The organism is Variovorax paradoxus NBRC 15149, from assembly GCF_001591365.1.
In the GTDB taxonomy this organism is placed as follows: Bacteria; Pseudomonadota; Gammaproteobacteria; order Burkholderiales; family Burkholderiaceae_C; genus Variovorax; species Variovorax paradoxus.
This window is the reverse complement of record NZ_BCUT01000002.1, coordinates 327,277-344,472: the sequence shown is the minus strand read 5'-3', so window position 1 is coordinate 344,472 and position 17,196 is coordinate 327,277. Positions and strand designations below refer to the sequence as shown.

The following is a 17,196-nucleotide window of genomic DNA, read 5'->3' as shown; positions in this document are numbered from 1 at the left end:
GATGCAGGCAACGCAAGTGGGCCACGGCCTCGACGCGCTGTTCAAGCCGCGCTCGATCGCGATCTTCGGCGCCTCCGACGACGTCACCAAGATCGGCGGCCGGCCGCTGCAGTTCCTGCAGAAGTACGGCTATGCGGGCGGCATCTATCCGATCAACCGCAAGGGCGGCCTGGTGCAGTCGCTGCAGGCTTATGCGAGTGTGGCGGAACTGCCCGAGGTGCCCGAGCTCGCAGTGATTGCGGTGCCGCCCGCGGGCGTGCTCGACGCGGTGCAGGACTGCGCGCAGCGCGGCGTGAAGGCCGCGGTCATCCTGTCCGCAGGCTTCTCCGAAATGGGCGAGGAGGGCAGCCGCCTGCAGGCGCGCATCGGCGAGGTGGCGCGCGCCAGCGGCATGCGCATTGTCGGCCCCAACTGCCTGGGCGCGATCGGCGTGCCCGACAAGAGCATTGCCACCTTCTCGGTGGCGCTGGAATCGTCCTTTCCCGCGGCGGGCTCGGTGGGCATCGTCTCGCAGAGCGGCAACCTCGGCAGCTTCACCCTGCGGCTGGCCGGCGAACGCGGCCTGGGCGTGAGCCGCATGCTGACCACGGGCAACGAATGCGACGTGGACATTGCCGACGCCATCGCCTCGCTGGCGGCCGATCCCGGCACCTCGGTGATCCTGTGCTGCATGGAAACCTGCCGCGACGGCGCCAAGCTCATGCTGGCCATGGCGATGGCCCGCGAGGCCGGCAAGCCGCTGGTGGTGCTCAAGGTCGGCGTCTCCGAGGCGGGCAGCGCGGCCGCGGCCTCGCACACCGGCGCGCTGGCCGGGTCGGACGCGGTGTTCGATGCGGTGCTGCGCCAGGGCGGCGCACTGCGCGTGCCCAGCATCGAGCTGCTGCTCGAGGTTGGCCATGCGCTGTCGGTGGCCGGTCCGGCGCGCGTGCCCGGCGGCCACCGCGTGGCGGTGCTCACGGCCTCCGGCGGCTTCGGCGTGCTGCTGGCCGATGCGGCCAGCGCGCAGGGCCTGGCGCTGCCCAAGCTCGCGGCGCAGACGCAGGCGCGCATCGTCGCGGCCGTGCCCTTCGCCGCGCCGTCCAATCCCGTGGACATGACGGCGCAGGTGTCGAGCCGGCCCGAGGTGCTGGCCCAGATGCTCGATGCCGTGGCGCGCGACGACAGCTGCGACGCGCTGATCCTGCAGTCGGCCAACGCCTTCCATGTGCCGCGTCTGCGCGACGTGTTCCTGGAGGCGCTCGCGCAGGTGCGCAAGGACCATCCCGCGCGTCTGATCCTGCTTTGCGCGCGCGCTCCCGAGGACGTGCGCGCACGGCTCAACGCGATGGGCTTTCCGGTGGTCGAGGGCATCGATGCGGCCTGCGCGACGGTGGCGGCGTTGCTGCGCTTCGGCGCGCGCGATGCCGCACGGATTGCTGCGCCGGCCATCGCACGCGCGCCGCTGGGCGCCGCGGCCTTCGCCACCGAGGCCAGCGCCAAGGCGGTGCTGGCCGAGGCGGGACTGCCCGTGCCGCGGGAGGCGGTCGCGCGCAGCGTCGACGAGGCGCTCGCCGCCGCGCGCGAGATGGGTTTTCCGCTGGTGCTCAAGATCGTCTCGCCCGACATCGCGCACAAGACCGAGGTCGGCGGCGTGTTCGTCGGCGTGCGCTCCGAAGCGCAGCTGCGCGAGGAATACGGCCAACTGCTGGCGCGCGTGGCGTCGAAGGCGCCCGGCGCCCGCATCGCCGGCGTGCTGGTCGCGCAGATGGTGCAGGGCGGCGTCGAGCTGATCCTGGGCGCCAGGAAGGACCCGGTGTTCGGCCCGATGGTGATGGCCGGCCTGGGCGGCATCTTTGCCGAAATCTTCAAGGACGTGGCGCTGCAGCCGGCGCCCGTCGACGAGGCGCAGGCCACGGCGATGCTGCGCTCGCTCAAGGCCTTTCCCCTGCTCGACGGCGCGCGCGGCCGCCCCAAGGCCGACGTGCAGGCGGCCGCGAGGGCCATTGCGGCGCTGTCGCGCTTCGCGGTGCGGCATGCGGACAGCGTCTGCGAGATCGACATCAACCCCCTGGTGGTGCTGGAACAGGGCCGCGGCGCGCATGCGCTCGACGCGCTGCTGGTGCCAGAGGAACACGCCGTGAAAGGCAAGCAATGAACATGTCTTTGTCAGGCCGCACGGCCTTCATCAGCGGCGCGGGCCACGGCATCGGCCGTGCCACCGCCCGCGCCATGGCGCGCCTGGGCGCCACCGTCGGCATCAACGACCTGAAGCCGGAGTTCGTGGAGGAGGCCGTGGCCGAGATCCGCGCGCTCGGCGGCCAGGCCATCGGGCTGCCCTGCGACGTGTCGACGCGCGACGGCATGCGCGAGGCCGTGGCGCAGTTCGCGCGCGATGCGGGCCGGCTGGACGTCATGGTCAACAACGCCGCCTGGGTGCGCTACCAGCCGCTGGCCGAGATCACGCCGGAGGTCATGGACCGCATGGTGGAGATCGGCTTCAAGTCGGTGATCTGGGGCATCCAGGCCGCGGCCGAGGCGATGGATCCGGAGCGCGGCGGCTCGATCATCAACGTGGCCTCCATCGCGGCCTTCAAGTCGCCGATGCGCTCGGTGGTCTACAGCGGCATCAAGGCCGGCGTGCTGGGCATCACGCGCGCATCGGCCGCCGACCTGGGCGCGCGCAACATCCGCGTGAACGCGGTCGCGCCCGGCGCCGTGCCCACCGAAGGCACTGCCAAGCACCGCAATGCGGAACTCGATGCGCGGCGCATCGGCCGCACGCCGCTCGGGCGGCTGGGCACGGTCGAAGACATTGCCGACGCCATCTGCTTCCTGGCCGGCGACGCCTCGCGCTTCTTCAACGCGGACGTGCTGCGGCTGGACGGCGGTGCTTCGGAGACATCGCTGTGAGCGCCGCCGTTCAATCGCCCAAGCGGGTGCAGAACGTGTTCGTCGTGGCGAAGCAGCCGGCCAGCCTGCATGCCTTCTACGAAGGTGCGCTGGGCCTGCCGATGACGTTCCGCGATGGCGACCGCTGGATCCAGTACGGCGTGGGCGGCACCAACGTGGCGCTGGCCAGCGCCGAGGAGGCCGCGCCCGCCACCAGCGGGCTGGTGATGGTGCTGGAGGTGGACGACTTCGAGGGCGCGACGGAGCGCATCGGCGCGGCCGGCGGGCAGGTGCTGGGCCTGCGCGACATGGGCAGCCACGGCGCCGTGCTGTCGCTGCGCGATCCCGAGGGCAACCTGGTGCAGCTGTTCCGGCGCGCAGCGCCCGCATGAGCGCCGCGCCGGGCCGCCCCAAGCAAGCTCGCTCCCGCCTGGCGGGAAGGCGCGCAGCGCCAAGGGTGCACCAGTGAGTGCCGCTGCGCACGGGCCGGCAACGCTGCAGGAGTTGCTGGACCGCGAGGCGATCCGCGACTGCTTGCTGCGCTACTGCCGAGGCATCGACCGCTGCGACGAACAAGCCCTGCGTTCGGCCTACTGGGAGGACGCCACGGACTGCCACGGCGCCTGGAACGGCAGCGCCGCCGGCTTCATCGATCAGGCGCTGACCAAGCTGCGGCAGGGCGGACGCCGCGTCCACCAGATCGGCAATGTGCTGATCGAGCTGCACGGCGATGCCGCGGCGGTGGAAAGCAGCTTCTTCGCATTGCAGGCCACGGCCGCGCAGCCCGAGCGCGAGACCTTCCTGTGCGGCCGCTATGCGGACCGCTTCGAGCGCCGCGGCGGCGAGTGGCGCGTGGCCGCACGCACCGTGATCTACGACTGGATCGAGGAGCGCACGCGGCCCGAGCTGAAGCAGGACGACGCCGCCTTGTTCGGCGCGCGCCAGCCGGTGGGCACCGCGGCGCCGCACGACGCCGTCTATGCGCTGCTGCGCGCAGTGCGGGGCGGTGCCTGATGGCGACGGTACTGCTCACCGGCGCCGGCGGCGGCATCGGCCGTGCGGCGGCGCTGGGCCTCGCGCGCGCCGGCTGGCACTGCGTGCTGGTCGATGCCGATGCGCAGGCGCTGCAGCGCCTCGAAGCGCTCTGGCCCGCCGAGGCCGAGCGGCCGCTCGGCCTGGTGGCCGACCTGACCGATGCCGCGCGGATCGAGCGCCTGGGCCAGGAGATCCCGCCGCTCGATGCCCTCATCAACAACGCAGGCCTGTCGGCCGGCGGCACCGAGGCCACGTCCGCCCCCGACGACGGCACGGCCGCACGCCTGCTGGCGCTCAACCTGTCGGCCCCGGCCCGCATGGTGCAGGCCTGCGCGCCGCGGCTTCGGCCGGGCGCGCGCGTCGTCAACGTGGCGTCCGGCGCGGGGCTGCGCGCCATTCCGTGGCGCGGGCTCTACAGCCCGAGCAAGGCCGGACTGATCGCGCAGGGCAGGGCGCTCGCGCAGGCCCGGCCCGATTGGACGGTGACCACGCTCGCGCCGGGCTTCGTGCGAACCGAGCTCGTGCAGCGCCTGATCGATGGTGGCCGGCTGAACCCGGCGCAGGCGGTCTCGAAGATTCCGATGGGCCGGATGGCCGAGCCCGAGGACATGGCCGAGGCGCTGTGCTTCCTGGCCGGCGCGGATGCGCGCGTGCTCACCGGGCAGCTGCTGGTGCTGGATGGCGGCTCCTCCATCTGCGGCGGCAGCCAGCCCTTGCCGCCATGCGCGCATGCGCCGTTGCCGTTGGAGGCACCGCTGCAGCCGCATTGCGAGGCGGTGCGCGAGGCGCAGTGGCAAGCAGCGCTGGACGAGTGGGCGCGTTCGCATGCGGACCGCGCCGGCATCCAGAGCTACCCCGCCGTCATCGACGGCCGCGCTCTCGATGCGCCGCCGGGCGCGCAGCTCGATGCCGTGCTCGATGCGGCCCGCCGCTTCCGCGCGCGCCATGCGGCGCTGGCCAGCCTCACGCTGCTGTTGCCGCGGCCTGCTGCGCGGTTGCCCTGGGAGCTGGCCGGCGACGCCGAAGCCGCCCGCATGCTGGTCGCCACGCTGGCCGCCGAATGGGGCGCGCATGGACTGCGCATCAACGCACTCGAACTGCAGCCCGGCCTCGCACCGGACGGCTGCCTGCCGCTGCTCGGCTACATGGCCGGCGCGCGCGCGCAGTTCCTGACCGGGCAGGTGCTGCGGCCCGGCGCCGGCGCGGCCGAACGCTGAACCAAAGACAAGGAGACCTCCGCATGATCGACACCCTCGTTTCCCGCCGCCGCCTGCTGGCCGGCGCGGGCCTGCTCGCGCTGCAAGCGCGGCTGCACGCCAGCGAAGCCGGCGGCTGGCCGGCACGGCCCATCCGCATGGTCGTGTCCGGCCCCGCCGGTGCGGGCTCGGACATCTTCGCGCGCCTTCTGGCCGGGCCGCTGCAGCAGGCGCTCGGGCAGCCCGTGGTGGTGGACAACAAGCCCGGCGCCAACGGCCTGATCGGCAACGATGCGGTCGCCAAGGCACCGCACGACGGCTACACGATCCTGCTGTCGCCGTCCTCGGCCATCGCGATCAACCCGGTCATCCAGCCGAAGATGCCCTATGACGCGCAGAAGGACCTGCTGCCCGTCGCCCAGGTCGGCGCCGCGGGCATCCTGCTGGTGGCGAACCCGGCCACGGGCCTCGCGTCGCTGGCGGACCTGGTGCGCCATGCCAAGGCCAACCCCGGCAAGCTGGCCTATGGCTCCTGGGGCAGCGGATCGACCGGCCACCTGGTGATGGAGGGCCTCAAGGCGCAGTACGGCATGGACCTGGTGCACGTGCCCTACAAGGGCGTCTCGCCGCTGCTGAGCGACCTGCTGGGCAACAGCATCGGCGTGGGCTTTGTCGACATCGCGTCGCCGGTGCCCCACATCCGCAGCGGCAAGCTGCGGGCACTGGGCTGCACCGGCTCCGCGCGCGGGCCGGCACTGCCCGACGTGCCCACGCTGACCGAGCAGGGCTACCGCTTCGATGCGGACGGCTGGTACGGCGTCTTCGCGCCGGCCGGCACGCCGCGCGAGGTGGTGCTGCGCCTGAACCAGGAGATCAACCGCATTCTCTCGGCCGACGAGATCGTCCAGAAGTTCGCCGCGCAGAACATGCCGCGCCCGCCCGTCAAGGATGCCGACCAGTTCGCGGCCACCGTGCGGCGCGATCTTGCGGCCTGGCAGTCGCTGGCCAAGGTTGCCAGGCTGCGGCTCGACTAGCGCTCGCCCGAACTATTTGGCCGTAGCCTCGTACCGGACACCCACGACGATTGATTGCCAGGAGTCACCTCTTGAACACCGTACAGATCGCAAGCAAGGCGAATGCGCCACGCATTTCCTCGTGCGGTTGATTTTGGTGCTGCACGGCGCTGCTGTTGCTTCTCTGCCCGGCTCCTGCCGTCGCCTCCCTCGCCAGGCGCTCGCCGATTCCGGCTACCCGGCGTTCTCGTGCCGATGCGTCGGCGAGGATAGGCCTCACGCTGCTGGTCGTTCCGTTCGCAACGCAGAACATCGCCCCGCGGCGGTACGTGCTGGCGACCCAGACGGCGGCGCGTGTCTGGCGAGGCCCCGAAGAAGTTTGAGGTCAGGGAGGCGGCAAGCCTTCGCCTGAGCCGCCCGAACCCGGCTCATAGCCTGCCTCCCGCTGGTGGCGCAAGGCCAGCACCGTGACCACATCCCCCTCGCCAGCGTAGCGGTACAGCGCCACGTAGCCACTTGCGCCAAAGTCGATCACCCACTCGCGGTATTCAGGCGGCAGATCCTCCAGCGGCCGGCCCACCATCGGCTGTTTGCGCAGGACCTGGACTGCCTTGATGATGGTTTCCCCCGCACGCGCGGCAACTGCCGGGCTCTTCGGTCGCAGAAACTCCCGCAAGCGCTCCAGATCGCGGAGTGCCGCCGGCGCGAACCTCACTTGTGGCATGCAGGCGCTGGCAACTCTTCGTCAGTACCCCAGGTTTCCAGCCAGGCAACCATCTCGTTATCCGAGACGTGCAGACCGGTCTCCTCGAACTCTGCCCATGCGGCCACCGCGTCCTGGTGCAGGGCTTGGCGCCTTTCTTCGCGATCGACGTACTGGGCAATGGCCTCGCGCATCAGCCAATGCGGCGCTCGGTGGCGCGCCGTGGCCAGGCGCTTCAGGCGCACTTTGAGTTCGGGGTCGAGCTTGACCGGCGTCGGGCTGATGGCGGTATTCATAGGTAATACTCTACCAATGATGCCTTGGCCAGCCAACAGGCGCGCCTCGATGGCCACACAACGTGCAGTGCATATGTTGCAACGCGATGGCTCAGGCTGCATGCGGTCCTGCCCGGATACGCTGCGATTCGGGACATGGGCGGCGGTCAGCCCAACCCGCGCCAAGCGCGATTCAGTATTTCATCCCGTTCGTCCCTGGCCCGGGCGCGACGGGACCTGCGTGAAGGAATGCGCGGGGCGTCGATTGCGTACTCCGCTGGATTTCTTGCCCGATCCAATGGCGGCAGCGCGCCTTGGCAGATGGAGACGGGCCGGCGGGTTAGAGTCTTTTGCAAAGGCTCCAAGCAGCATGGCCCCCAGACACCACGACACGGCCGCCGAGGGCAGGCCGCCACAGCACGCGATGGCGCAGGTCATCGGCGCGCGCACGCCGGGCGCGGGCGACTTCGAAACACCGATCGCGGGCCTGGCCTTCTTCAGGCGCGAATGCCCCGCGCCGCCCGCCGTCTGCATGATCGAGCCGAGCATCGTGCTCGTTGCCCAGGGCGCCAAGCAGATGTGGGTGGGCGGCGAGGCTTATGCCTACGACACCTCGCGGTTCCTCGTCACCTCGCTGAACGTGCCCGCCAATTCGGAGGTGATAGTGGCAAGCCCCGGGCAGCCCTGCCTGGGCCTGGTCCTGAAGCTCGACGTGCGCATACTGGCCGAGCTGATTGCGCAGGGCGGCCTGCCGCCGCCGCGCGATCGCCCGGTCGGCGTGGGGGTGGGCATCGGCGCGGCCACGCCTGCGATCCTGGGGCCGTTCGCGCGCCTGCTCGAACTGCTGGACGAGCCGCATGCCATTCCCGTTCTTGCCCCGCTGATCCAGCGCGAGATCCACTACCGGCTGCTGATGAGCGACCAGGCCGCCCGGCTGCGGCAGATCGCCTCGGTGGACGGACAGGGCTACCGGATCGCGCGGGCCATCGACTGGCTGAAGCTGAACTACGCCTTGCCGCTTCGCATCGACGAACTCGCGGCGCGCGTGCAGATGAGTGCGCCCACCTTCCACCACCACTTTCGCCAGCTCACCGCGATGAGCCCGCTGCAGTACCAGAAATGGCTGCGGCTGAACGAAGCGAAACGCTTGATGCTGAGCGAACACTTCGATGCAGCGGGCGCGGCGTTCAGGGTCGGCTATGAAAGTCCCTCGCAGTTCAGCCGCGAGTACAGCCGGCTGTTCGGTGCGCCGCCCAAGCGGGACATCGAGGTGCTGCGCGGGGCGGCCAGGGGCACCGATATGCCCAGGCACGCGCTGGCGAACCCGGCATAGGAACTTCCGTTCTCAGGAGCTTTCGAGCTCAGCGGATCGGGCAAGAAAACAAGCGGAATGCCCTACCAATCCCCGCGCGGCGCCAGAAAAATAAGGAGCCGAAGACACGATGAAACTGTTCGCAGGTGCATGGCATCCGTTCTCCTATTGCGACCGCCGATGGCGCGTGATATCAGAAAGGGAAACGATGGCCGATCGATGCACCCGAACCTCGAACAACAGGAGCCGACATGGACAGTCCCACGATTCCCTTGATCTCGCGGCGCGACGCGCTCATTGCCGGCGCCGCCACCGCCACTGCCGCGGCGGTTTCTTCTTCGGCACCTGCCGAAGCCGCGGCCCCCAAAGCAGCCGCAACGCCAGGACCCCGCGCGAAGCTCTCGCTGAACGTCAACGGGCAGGTCCACGCGCTCGATCTCGACACGCGCACCACCTTGCTCGATGCACTGCGCGAGCACCTGCACCTGGCCGGCACCAAGAAGGGCTGCGACCATGGCCAGTGCGGCGCCTGCACGGTCATCCTCGATGGCCGGCGCATCAATTCCTGCCTGACGCTCGCGGTCATGCATGACGGCGCGCAGGTCACCACCATCGAGGGCCTGGGCACGCCGCAGAACATGCACCCGCTGCAGGCCGCCTTCGTCAAGCACGACGGCTACCAGTGCGGCTACTGCACGCCCGGGCAGATCTGCTCGGCGGTGGCCGTGCTCGACGAGATCAAGCGCGGCGTGCCGAGCCACGTGAGCGCCGATCTCACCGCGCGTCCGCTGCTGTCGGCCGAGGAATTGCGCGAGCGCATGAGCGGCAACATCTGCCGCTGCGGCGCCTACTCCAACATCGTCGATGCCATCACCGAGGTGGCCGGGAGCCGCACATGAAGCCATTCACCTACGAGAAAGCGCAGTCGCCCGCGCAGGCCGCGGCGGCGGTCGCGCGCCACCCAGGCGCCAAGTTCATTGCGGGCGGCACCAACCTGCTGGACCTGATGAAGCTGCAGATCGAGGCGCCCACGCACCTGGTCGACGTGAACGGCCTGGCGCTGGACAAGATCGAGCCGACACCCGAGGGCGGCCTGCGCATCGGCGCGCTGGTGCGCAACACCGACCTGGCCGCCGACGAGCGCGTGCGCCGCGACTACGGCGTGCTGTCGCGCGCACTGCTGGCCGGCGCCTCCGGCCAGTTGCGCAACAAGGCCACGACGGCGGGCAACCTGCTGCAGCGCACGCGCTGCCCCTACTTCTACGACACCGACCAGCCCTGCAACAAGCGCCAGCCGGGCAGCGGCTGCAGTGCCATCGGCGGCATCACGCGACAGCATGCGGTGGTCGGTACGAGCACGGCCTGCATCGCGACGAATCCAAGCGACATGGCCGTGGCGATGCGCGTGCTCGACGCGGCGGTGGAGACGGTGCGCCCCGACGGCCGCACGCGCGTGATCCCGATCGCCGACTTTCACCGCCTGCCTGGCAACACGCCGCACATCGAGACGGCGTTGGAGCGGGACGAGCTGATCACCGGCGTGACGCTCCCCAAGCCGATCGGCGGCACGCAGATCTACCGCAAGGTGCGCGACCGCGCCTCCTACGCCTTCGCGCTGGTGTCGGTGGCAGCGGTCGTGCAGCGCGACGGCTCGGGGCGCGTGGCGCTGGGCGGGGTGGCGCACAAGCCGTGGCGCGTGGAGGCCGCGGAGGCCGCGATGCCGCAGGGCGCCAAGGCGGTGGCCGCGCGACTGCTGGCCGGCGCGCAGACTACGCACGAGAACGCATTCAAGTTGCCGTTGGCCGAGCGCGCGCTGGCCGCGGCACTGGCGCAAGCAAGGAGCTGAGCAGCATGAAATTCGACACGCCCGCCACGACCAATCCGATCGACCAGCTCAAGATCATCGGCAAGCCGACGGACCGCATCGACGGCCCGATGAAGACCACCGGCACCGCGCGCTACGCCTACGAACGCCACACCGAAGTACCCAACGCCGCCTACGGCTGGGTGGTGGGCGCCGGCATCGCGAAAGGCCGCATCGCCTCGATGGACCTGGACGCCGCGCGCGCCGCACCGGGCGTGCTGGCCATCGTCACGGCGCGCAATGCCGGCAAGCTCGGCAAGGGCGACTTCAACACGGCCAAGCTCCTGGGCGGCCCCGAGATCGACCACTACCACCAGGCGGTCGCACTGGTCGTGGCCAACACCTTCGAGCAGGCGCGCGCCGCGGCGCAGCTGGTGCGCATCGCCTACACGCGTGCGCCGGGCCGCTTCGACCTGGCCGCCGAAAAGGATGCGGCGCAGATGCCCAAGGCCGATCCGTTTTCCGGCGAGCCGCTGACAAAGGCGGGCGACTTCGCGGGCGCGTTCGCCGCGGCCCCCGTGCAGCTCGATGCCACCTACACCACGCCCGACGAGTCGCACGCGATGATGGAGCCGCACGCCTCCATGGCACAGTGGCAGGGCGACAAGCTCACCATCTGGACCTCGAACCAGATGATTGCCTGGGGCGTCGGCGACGTCGCCAAGACGCTCGGCATCCCGAAGGCGAATGTGCGCCTCGTTTCGCCCTTCATCGGCGGCGGCTTTGGCGGCAAGCTGTTCGTGCGCGCCGATGCACTGCTGGCCGCGCTGGGCGCCCGGGCGGCCAAGCGGCCCGTGAAGGTGGCCTTGCAGCGGCCCTTGATGATGAACAACACCACCCACCGGCCCGCCACCATCCAGCGCATCCGCATCGGCGCCGAGAGAGACGGCAAGATCGCCGCCATCGCGCACGAAGGCTGGTCCGGCGACCTGCCGGGCGGACAGCCGGAAACCGCGGTCAACCAGAGCCGGCTGCTGTATGCCGGTGCCAACCGCCTGACGACCACGCGGCTGGCCGTGCTGGACCTGCCCGAGGGCAACGCCATGCGCGCGCCCGGCGAGGCGCCGGGCATGATGGCGCTGGAAATCGCGATGGACGAGATGGCGGAGAAGCTCGCGATCGACCCGGTCGAATTCCGCGTGCGCAACGACACGCAGGTCGATCCGGAGAAGCCGCAGCGTCCGTTTTCGCAGCGCAGGCTGATCGAATGCCTGCGCACGGGCGCCGAGCGCTTCGGCTGGAGCCGGCGCAATGCCACGCCGGGACAGCAGCGCGACGGTCGCTGGCTCGTGGGAATGGGGATGGCCGCGGCGTTCCGCAACAACCTCCTGATGAAGTCGGCCGCGCGCGTGCGGCTGGACAACCGGGGCATGGTCACGGTGGAAACCGACATGACCGACATCGGCACCGGCACGTACACCATCATTGCGCAGACCGCCGCCGAGACCATGGGCGTGCCGCTGGACCGGGTGCTCGTGCGCCTGGGCGATTCGGCCTATCCCGTGTCGTCCGGCTCGGGCGGGCAGTGGGGCGCCAACAACTCGACTTCGGGCGTCTATGCAGCCTGCATGAAGCTGCGCGAGGCCGTCGCGAGCAAGCTGGGCTTCGGCGCGGTTGACGTGGAATTTGCCGACGGCATGGTGCGCGCCGGCGAGCGTGCGTTGCCGCTGGCCGAAGCGGCGGGCGCCGAAGGTTTGATGGCCGAGGACGGCATCGAGTACGGCGACCTCGACAAGAAGTACCAGCAGTCCACCTTCGGCGCGCATTTCGTGGAGGTGGGCGTCGACGCGGCCACCGGCGAGATCCGCGTGCGGCGCATGCTCGCGGTGTGCGCGGCGGGGCGCATCCTGAACCCCAAGTCGGCGCGCAGCCAGGTGATCGGTGCCATGACGATGGGCGTCGGCGGGGCGCTGATGGAAGAGCTGGCGCTCGACAAGCGGCATGGTTTCTTCGTCAACCACGACCTCGCGGGCTACGAGGTGCCGGTGCATGCCGACATTCCCCACCAGGAGGTGATCTTCCTCGACGAGACCGACCCGATCTCCTCGCCGATGAAGGCTAAGGGCGTCGGGGAACTGGGCATATGCGGCGTCGCGGCCGCGGTGGCCAACGCGGTCTACAACGCGACGGGCGTCCGGGTGCGCAACTATCCGATCACGCTCGACAAGCTGCTGGATCGGTTGCCGCCGGTGGTGTGAGGCGGGGCAGCTGGAGACATGAGGGCTTTCCGATGCCCCTGATCGGCACCGGGGCACCTGGTGAGTTGCAGAATGCGCCTGAAGGTTGCAAAATGGAACCTCAAGGAGTCTCGCATGAGCCAGGCAGTGAAGATCTCGGAAATTGAAATGAAAGCGCTGCGGGATGCGGCGCGACTGAACAGCCGGTCGATTTCGGGACAGGCCGAACACTGGCTTCGCATCGGCCGTGCCATGGAACGCGACCCGCAGGTCGGTTATTCCCGCGTTGAAATGGCCTTGCGCGGCCTCGAGCCGATGTCGCTCGACTCGCTCGCTGAAGCCGAGCAGGATGATTTCATCCAGGGCCTGGCCGATGCACCCGCCACCGTCGTGGAAGAGGACTTCTGGCGCGACCGCCGGCGCCGGGGCGTGGGTGTCGGCCTCGACGACAAGGATCGATTGGTGTTCGGCTCTGCCGCGGTGAAGCGTTGAACGCCGTGTGAGTCGTCCGACGATGATCATGCTTGCCGGACCGAATGGTGCCGGCAAGTCCACTTTCTACGAACTCGTCCTGCGCCCGCGGATCAAGGCTCTGTTCATCAATGCCGACATGATCCAGCGCGAGGAACTCGGCGATCCGTCGATGGCCGCCGCCTACCGGGCGGCCGAGATCGCGGAAAGCCGGCGCCGGCAGGCGCTCGAACGGCGCATCGGCTTCATCTCCGAGTCCACGTTTTCCCATGCGTCGAAACTCGATCTGCTCCGCGATGCCAAAGCCGCGGGATTCCGGGTCGTGGTCTATCACATCAACGTCCGCCGGCCGGAGCTTTCGGTGAGCCGGGTTGCGCAGCGGGTGGACGAAGGCGGGCACGACGTGCCCGAAGACAAGATCCGCGAGCGCTTCGAGCGCAACCAGCCGCTGATCCGCGACGCCGTGCTGCAGGCCGATCACGGCTTCGTCTACGACAACTCCGGGCTGAATGCGCCTGCGCAGCGCGTCATTGCCTTCAGGGAAGGCCGTGTGATCGAGGTCTCTGCGGACCTGCCGGCCTGGGCCGGGGCGCTTTACGGCCGAGAACTCGGGCTTCATTGACGTGCGCCGCTCGTCGACCTTGCATCGACCGGCGCGGTATGGCCGATATTCAACAGATTGAGCTACCCGGTGCGCCTGAGAAGACGACACACCGATCTTGCTTGAGCTGCAAGGGCTGGGAACGCTCTAGAATGAGCAAAATATTGAGCACTTCTCGGCTCTCGGAGATTCGCATGTCTATTTCCGTTCGCGACATTGTTCCGTTTTCAACAGCGCGCACCCACCTTTCGGACCTCGTACTCGAAGTGCAGAACGGCGCGGAAAAAATCATCACGAAGAACGGCGAACCGGCTGTGGCCGTGATCGATGCCAAACGGCTTGACCACTACCACCGGCTGGAGCGTGCACGCATCCACCTGCTGCTGCTCGACGAGGTCGAACGGGGGTTGGCGGATGTGCAGGCCGGCCGCACGGTCGATGCGCTGGAAGGCCTGGCGGAGCTGAAACTGAAGCGCAAGGCGCGTTCCGGCGGCACTGCCGGCTGAAATGGCTGGCCGCGAAGAAGAAGGGGCGGCACTGGCGCGCGTGCAGTACGCGCGCAACTTTGCATCGAACCTCGAAAGCATCGAAGCATTCTGGCTCGACAACGACTTTGCACAAGGCTATGAGCGCCTGCTCGATGCGCTGACCGATGTCGTTGTTCCGAACCTGCAGCGGCACCCTCGCATGGGTCGGCATTTTCTGAAACGGGCCGTCGAATCCGTCGAGGCGAAGCGGCTTCTCGAGCGCATTGGCTTGCAGCTGTCCGCTTTGGGCCCCAATGCCGAGCTGCGCGAATACGTGATGGATGAATACCTGGTCCTGTACCTTGTGTCCGATGGCGATCCAGGTGATGCGGGCATTGTTCAGTTGTTGGCGATCAAGCACCACAGGCAGCTCGGCTTCGATTGGCCAACCCGCTAACCCATCATCGCCGCAGCCGCCTTGATCGCTTCGCGCACGCGCCCATAGGTGCCGCAGCGGCACACGTTCTCGATCGCGTCGATGTCCGCGTCGGTGGGGTTGCGGGTGCGCCGCAGCAGGTCGACCGCCGCCATGATCTGGCCTGGCTGGCAGAAGCCGCATTGCGGCACGTCGAGGTTCATCCAGGCCTGCTGCACCGGATGCAGCGTGTTGCCGTTGGCCAGGCCCTCGATGGTCGTGACCTGCCGGCCGCGCACGTCGGCGACCCGCGTGGAGCAGGTGGTGACCGCCTTGCCGTCCACGTGGCAGGTGCAGGCCTTGCACACGTTGATGCCGCAGCCGTACTTCGGGCCGGTGATGCCGAGCTTGTCGCGCAGCACCCAGAGCAGGGCCATGTCGTCAGGCGCCTCGACGTCGACGTTGCCGCCGTTCACCTTGAAAGATTGCACAGGCATGGCGGGCTCCTCAGTGGGGTACCGGCACGACGACCGGCGTGGGCAGCTTGCCCGGGGGGATGGGGGTGAAATCGACGGGGAAGTTCAGCGGAAAACTCCGCGGCTTCTTGCCGGTGGCGCGCGCATAGGCGTTGGCGATCGCGCCCGAGCTGGCCGACAGGCCCACCTCGCCCAGGCCGCCGATCGCCTCGCCGCTCGTGGGGGGCATGATGATGACCTTCACGTCCTTCGGGTAGTTCTTCATGCGCGCGAAGTGGTACTGCGAGTAGCTGCCTTCCAGCGGCAGGCCGTTCTGGATGTGCAGGCCGGCCGTCAGCACGATGGAGATCGACTCGCACAGGCCGCCCTGCATCTGCGCCTCGATGCCCGAGGGGTTGATGGGGGTGCCGACGTCGATCGCGATGGTGGCGCGGGTCACCTTGAGGTCGGTGGGCACGCGCGCGTCGAGCTCGACGATGCAGGCGGTGAAGGACTTCGACTCCTGGTGCACGCCCACGCCCTGTGCGAAGCCCGCCGGCATGGCCTTGCCCCATTGCGCCGCCTCGGCCACGGCCTTGAGCACCGCGCGTGCGCGCGGCAGGCGCAGGTATTCGAGGCGGAAGGCGACGGGGTCCTTGTGCAGCGCCCTGGCCATCTCGTCGACCAGGATCTCCTCCACCATGCGCGAGGGCTGGATGTGCACCGAGCGGTAGGAGCAGGTGTTGATGTCCATCGCGACCGGCGTCAGCAGCTTGGTGGTGACGCCGAAGTTGTACGGCGAGCTGACCATGGTCTTGAACATGACCTGCTCGATGGCGAAGTTGCCCACCGTCTGCGGAAATCCGTTGGGCAGCGCGATGGCCGCGGCGCCCAGCATCTCGCCGAAACCGTGGCGCGTATCGAGCCGCACGCCCGCGATGCGCTGCTCGAAGGAGATGACCTGGCCCAGCAGCATCGTGGCGCGCGCCCGATGGAACATGGGCGGCCGCACGCGGCCGTGGCGCATGTCGTCGGTGCGGTGGTACATCAGGCGGCAGGGCCGGCCCAGCGCCTTGGAGATCTGTACTGCTTGCAGCGTCGCGTCCCAGAACAGCCGCCGCCCGAAGGAGCCGCCGGAGGGCACCGCATGCACCTTGACCTTGTCCAGCGGCAGGCCCAGGTCGGCGGCCACCGCCTGCTGCGTGACGATCGGGCTCTGCAGGCCGGACCAGATCTCGGCGCGGTCGGCGCGCACGTCGGCAATGGCGCATTCTGTTTCCATCGGGCAGTGCGAGACCGCCGCGAACTCGAACTCGCCCTCGACCGTCAACGCGCCCAGCGGCGGCAGCAGGAAGGGCAGCAGCGCGGATTTGAGCTTCTGCTGGATGCTGGCGTTGGACTCGCCGGCGACCGGGCCCGCGGTCCAGGTGACGTCGAGCGCGTTCACCGCGGCCCAGGCCTGCCCGAAGGTCTCGGCCATCACCGCCACGCCGGGCGGCGTGGGCACGATGCCGTTGGTGGCGGGAATCGGCGCGATGCCCAGCACGCCGGGCATGCCCATCACCGCGGTCGTGTTGTTGATGCGCACGAACTGGCCGTTGATGGTGGGCGGCCGGCACACCATGGTCGGCTTCGCGTCGGGCACGGCCTGGTCGAGCGTGAACTTCTTGCGTCCGGTCACGATGTCCAGCGCGTCCAGCCGCGTCACGCGCTGGCCGACCACCGCGCTGGCGGAGCCCGCGGCCAGCCCGCCGATCAGCGGCATGCCCGCATGCAGCGAGCGCACGCTCGAGGAGCCTCCGGTGAGCTGGTTGTACATCAGCTCCGGGCTGGCGTCGGCGGAGCCCACCTCGATCGCGTTCAGCGGCAGGCCCAGCTTGTCGGCCAGCATCATCGCGGCGGCGGTGGCGATGCCCTGGCCCGACTCGAAGCGCGGCAGCTCCAGCCGGACGCGGCCGTTCGCAAGCTTGCTCACCTTGACCAGCGGCATGGTCGGCAGCGCCGTCACCGTCACCGCATCGCCGATGTCGACCAGGTCGGTCGTGTCGGGCGGGGTCATCGGCAGTATCGCGGCCCGGGCCGACGAAGGGGCCGCGAGGCCGCCGAGCCCCGCGGCGGCCGAGATCAGCGGCGCGGAGGCCGCATATCCCAGCAGGTCGCGCCGGCGCATGCCGGGCGGTTCGTCATGAGAGGGCGCAGGCGTGGGGCCCGCGCCGGATTCGGGATGTTCCATCCTTGTCTCCAGTCTTATGGTTGTGTGGCGAACGGGAGTCAATATGTCATGATCGCCGCGACAAAAATGTCTTTTCAAAGACATTACTTACGGATGTGTTCGCCCGCCTTC

Annotated in this window: 18 protein-coding genes; 14 read left to right on the top strand and 4 right to left on the bottom strand. The window is 69.3% G+C overall.

The features are described from left to right. Position 1 precedes the first annotated feature (1 nt). The 6 genes from VPA02S_RS16485 to VPA02S_RS16460 all read left to right on the top strand — a co-directional run bounded on the left by VPA02S_RS16485 (position 2) and on the right by VPA02S_RS16460 (position 6,133). Positions 2 to 2,134 carry an acetate--CoA ligase family protein gene (locus VPA02S_RS16485; RefSeq protein ID WP_062364809.1) on the top strand — a complete coding sequence of 711 codons (2,133 nt, stop codon included), beginning with the start codon at positions 2 to 4 and terminating at the stop codon, positions 2,132 to 2,134. Continuing rightward, entirely contained in the window at positions 2,131 to 2,889 is a 759-nt protein-coding gene (locus VPA02S_RS16480) for an SDR family NAD(P)-dependent oxidoreductase (protein ID WP_018907162.1), read from the top strand. The genes VPA02S_RS16485 and VPA02S_RS16480 overlap by 4 nt, the downstream gene beginning before the upstream one ends. After that, a complete protein-coding gene (locus tag VPA02S_RS16475; protein WP_018907161.1) occupies positions 2,886 to 3,260 on the top strand; it encodes a VOC family protein in 375 nt (124 codons plus the stop codon). Before VPA02S_RS16480 ends, VPA02S_RS16475 begins: the two co-directional genes overlap by 4 nt. 73 nt (positions 3,261 to 3,333) lie before the next feature. After that, complete coding sequence (locus tag VPA02S_RS16470) at positions 3,334 to 3,882, top strand: nuclear transport factor 2 family protein (protein WP_018907160.1); 549 nt, start codon at positions 3,334 to 3,336, stop codon at positions 3,880 to 3,882. Next, on the top strand, positions 3,882 to 5,120 hold the full coding sequence (locus tag VPA02S_RS16465) for an SDR family NAD(P)-dependent oxidoreductase (RefSeq protein ID WP_062364808.1): 1,239 nt from the start codon (positions 3,882 to 3,884) through the stop codon (positions 5,118 to 5,120). Before VPA02S_RS16470 ends, VPA02S_RS16465 begins: the two co-directional genes overlap by 1 nt. A 23-nt stretch (positions 5,121 to 5,143) precedes the next feature. After that, positions 5,144 to 6,133, top strand: a complete 990-nt coding sequence (locus tag VPA02S_RS16460; protein WP_062364807.1) for a Bug family tripartite tricarboxylate transporter substrate binding protein — start codon at positions 5,144 to 5,146, stop codon at positions 6,131 to 6,133. 364 nt (positions 6,134 to 6,497) lie between these two features. Here the strand turns inward: VPA02S_RS16460 and VPA02S_RS16455 are convergent, their stop codons facing one another. Both VPA02S_RS16455 and VPA02S_RS16450 read right to left on the bottom strand, forming a co-directional pair. Next, entirely contained in the window at positions 6,498 to 6,836 is a 339-nt protein-coding gene (locus tag VPA02S_RS16455) for a type II toxin-antitoxin system RelE/ParE family toxin (protein ID WP_038108164.1), read from the bottom strand. After that, entirely contained in the window at positions 6,824 to 7,111 is a 288-nt protein-coding gene (locus VPA02S_RS16450; protein ID WP_018907156.1) for a CopG family ribbon-helix-helix protein, read from the bottom strand. The genes VPA02S_RS16455 and VPA02S_RS16450 overlap by 13 nt, the downstream gene beginning before the upstream one ends. Before the next feature lie 349 nt (positions 7,112 to 7,460). Between VPA02S_RS16450 and VPA02S_RS16445 the strand changes: the two genes are divergently transcribed. The 8 genes from VPA02S_RS16445 to VPA02S_RS16410 all read left to right on the top strand — a co-directional run bounded on the left by VPA02S_RS16445 (position 7,461) and on the right by VPA02S_RS16410 (position 14,439). Continuing rightward, entirely contained in the window at positions 7,461 to 8,423 is a 963-nt protein-coding gene (locus VPA02S_RS16445) for an AraC family transcriptional regulator (RefSeq protein ID WP_018907155.1), read from the top strand. 230 nt (positions 8,424 to 8,653) lie between these two features. Next, positions 8,654 to 9,301, top strand: coding sequence for an aldehyde dehydrogenase iron-sulfur subunit PaoA (gene paoA / locus VPA02S_RS16440; RefSeq protein ID WP_018907154.1), 648 nt, complete (start codon positions 8,654 to 8,656; stop codon positions 9,299 to 9,301). After that, positions 9,298 to 10,248, top strand: a complete 951-nt coding sequence (locus VPA02S_RS16435; RefSeq protein ID WP_018907153.1) for an FAD binding domain-containing protein — start codon at positions 9,298 to 9,300, stop codon at positions 10,246 to 10,248. The genes paoA and VPA02S_RS16435 overlap by 4 nt, the downstream gene beginning before the upstream one ends. 5 nt (positions 10,249 to 10,253) lie before the next feature. Further along, positions 10,254 to 12,464: an aldehyde oxidoreductase molybdenum-binding subunit PaoC gene (paoC, locus tag VPA02S_RS16430; protein ID WP_062364806.1), complete on the top strand. Its 2,211-nt coding sequence runs from the start codon at positions 10,254 to 10,256 to the stop codon at positions 12,462 to 12,464. Between the two features lie 114 nt (positions 12,465 to 12,578). After that, positions 12,579 to 12,935, top strand: coding sequence for a TA system antitoxin ParD family protein (locus VPA02S_RS16425; RefSeq protein ID WP_018907151.1), 357 nt, complete (start codon positions 12,579 to 12,581; stop codon positions 12,933 to 12,935). A 7-nt stretch (positions 12,936 to 12,942) separates the two neighbouring features. After that, positions 12,943 to 13,536, top strand: coding sequence for an ATPase (locus VPA02S_RS16420; RefSeq protein WP_259347612.1), 594 nt, complete (start codon positions 12,943 to 12,945; stop codon positions 13,534 to 13,536). Between the two features lie 173 nt (positions 13,537 to 13,709). Then, positions 13,710 to 14,021 carry a type II toxin-antitoxin system Phd/YefM family antitoxin gene (locus VPA02S_RS16415; protein WP_018907149.1) on the top strand — a complete coding sequence of 104 codons (312 nt, stop codon included), beginning with the start codon at positions 13,710 to 13,712 and terminating at the stop codon, positions 14,019 to 14,021. Position 14,022: 1 nt separating this feature from the next. Further along, a complete protein-coding gene (locus tag VPA02S_RS16410) occupies positions 14,023 to 14,439 on the top strand; it encodes a type II toxin-antitoxin system RelE/ParE family toxin (RefSeq protein WP_062364805.1) in 417 nt (138 codons plus the stop codon). On the opposite strand, the gene VPA02S_RS16405 is transcribed toward VPA02S_RS16410, so the two are convergent. Continuing rightward, positions 14,436 to 14,894, bottom strand: coding sequence for a (2Fe-2S)-binding protein (locus tag VPA02S_RS16405; RefSeq protein WP_062364804.1), 459 nt, complete (start codon positions 14,892 to 14,894; stop codon positions 14,436 to 14,438). The genes VPA02S_RS16410 and VPA02S_RS16405 overlap by 4 nt on opposite strands. Positions 14,895 to 14,904: 10 nt before the next feature. Next, entirely contained in the window at positions 14,905 to 17,085 is a 2,181-nt protein-coding gene (locus tag VPA02S_RS16400; protein ID WP_062364803.1) for a xanthine dehydrogenase family protein molybdopterin-binding subunit, read from the bottom strand. Positions 17,086 to 17,196 lie beyond the last annotated feature (111 nt).

Excerpts from the sequence above, each read along its gene's own strand:
- VPA02S_RS16485 (WP_062364809.1), top strand. The coding sequence starts at position 2 with ATGCAGGCAACGCAAGTGGGCCACGGCCTCGACGCGCTGTTCAAGCCG.
- VPA02S_RS16480 (WP_018907162.1), top strand. The coding sequence starts at position 2,131 with ATGAACATGTCTTTGTCAGGCCGCACGGCCTTCATCAGCGGCGCGGGC.
- VPA02S_RS16465 (WP_062364808.1), top strand. The coding sequence starts at position 3,882 with ATGGCGACGGTACTGCTCACCGGCGCCGGCGGCGGCATCGGCCGTGCG.
- VPA02S_RS16460 (WP_062364807.1), top strand. The coding sequence starts at position 5,144 with ATGATCGACACCCTCGTTTCCCGCCGCCGCCTGCTGGCCGGCGCGGGC.
- VPA02S_RS16455 (WP_038108164.1), bottom strand. The coding sequence starts at position 6,836 with ATGCCACAAGTGAGGTTCGCGCCGGCGGCACTCCGCGATCTGGAGCGC.
- VPA02S_RS16450 (WP_018907156.1), bottom strand. The coding sequence starts at position 7,111 with ATGAATACCGCCATCAGCCCGACGCCGGTCAAGCTCGACCCCGAACTC.
- VPA02S_RS16445 (WP_018907155.1), top strand. The coding sequence starts at position 7,461 with ATGGCCCCCAGACACCACGACACGGCCGCCGAGGGCAGGCCGCCACAG.
- paoA (WP_018907154.1), top strand. The coding sequence starts at position 8,654 with ATGGACAGTCCCACGATTCCCTTGATCTCGCGGCGCGACGCGCTCATT.
- VPA02S_RS16435 (WP_018907153.1), top strand. The coding sequence starts at position 9,298 with ATGAAGCCATTCACCTACGAGAAAGCGCAGTCGCCCGCGCAGGCCGCG.
- paoC (WP_062364806.1), top strand. The coding sequence starts at position 10,254 with ATGAAATTCGACACGCCCGCCACGACCAATCCGATCGACCAGCTCAAG.
- VPA02S_RS16425 (WP_018907151.1), top strand. The coding sequence starts at position 12,579 with ATGAGCCAGGCAGTGAAGATCTCGGAAATTGAAATGAAAGCGCTGCGG.
- VPA02S_RS16415 (WP_018907149.1), top strand. The coding sequence starts at position 13,710 with ATGTCTATTTCCGTTCGCGACATTGTTCCGTTTTCAACAGCGCGCACC.
- VPA02S_RS16410 (WP_062364805.1), top strand. The coding sequence starts at position 14,023 with ATGGCTGGCCGCGAAGAAGAAGGGGCGGCACTGGCGCGCGTGCAGTAC.
- VPA02S_RS16405 (WP_062364804.1), bottom strand. The coding sequence starts at position 14,894 with ATGCCTGTGCAATCTTTCAAGGTGAACGGCGGCAACGTCGACGTCGAG.
- VPA02S_RS16400 (WP_062364803.1), bottom strand. The coding sequence starts at position 17,085 with ATGGAACATCCCGAATCCGGCGCGGGCCCCACGCCTGCGCCCTCTCAT.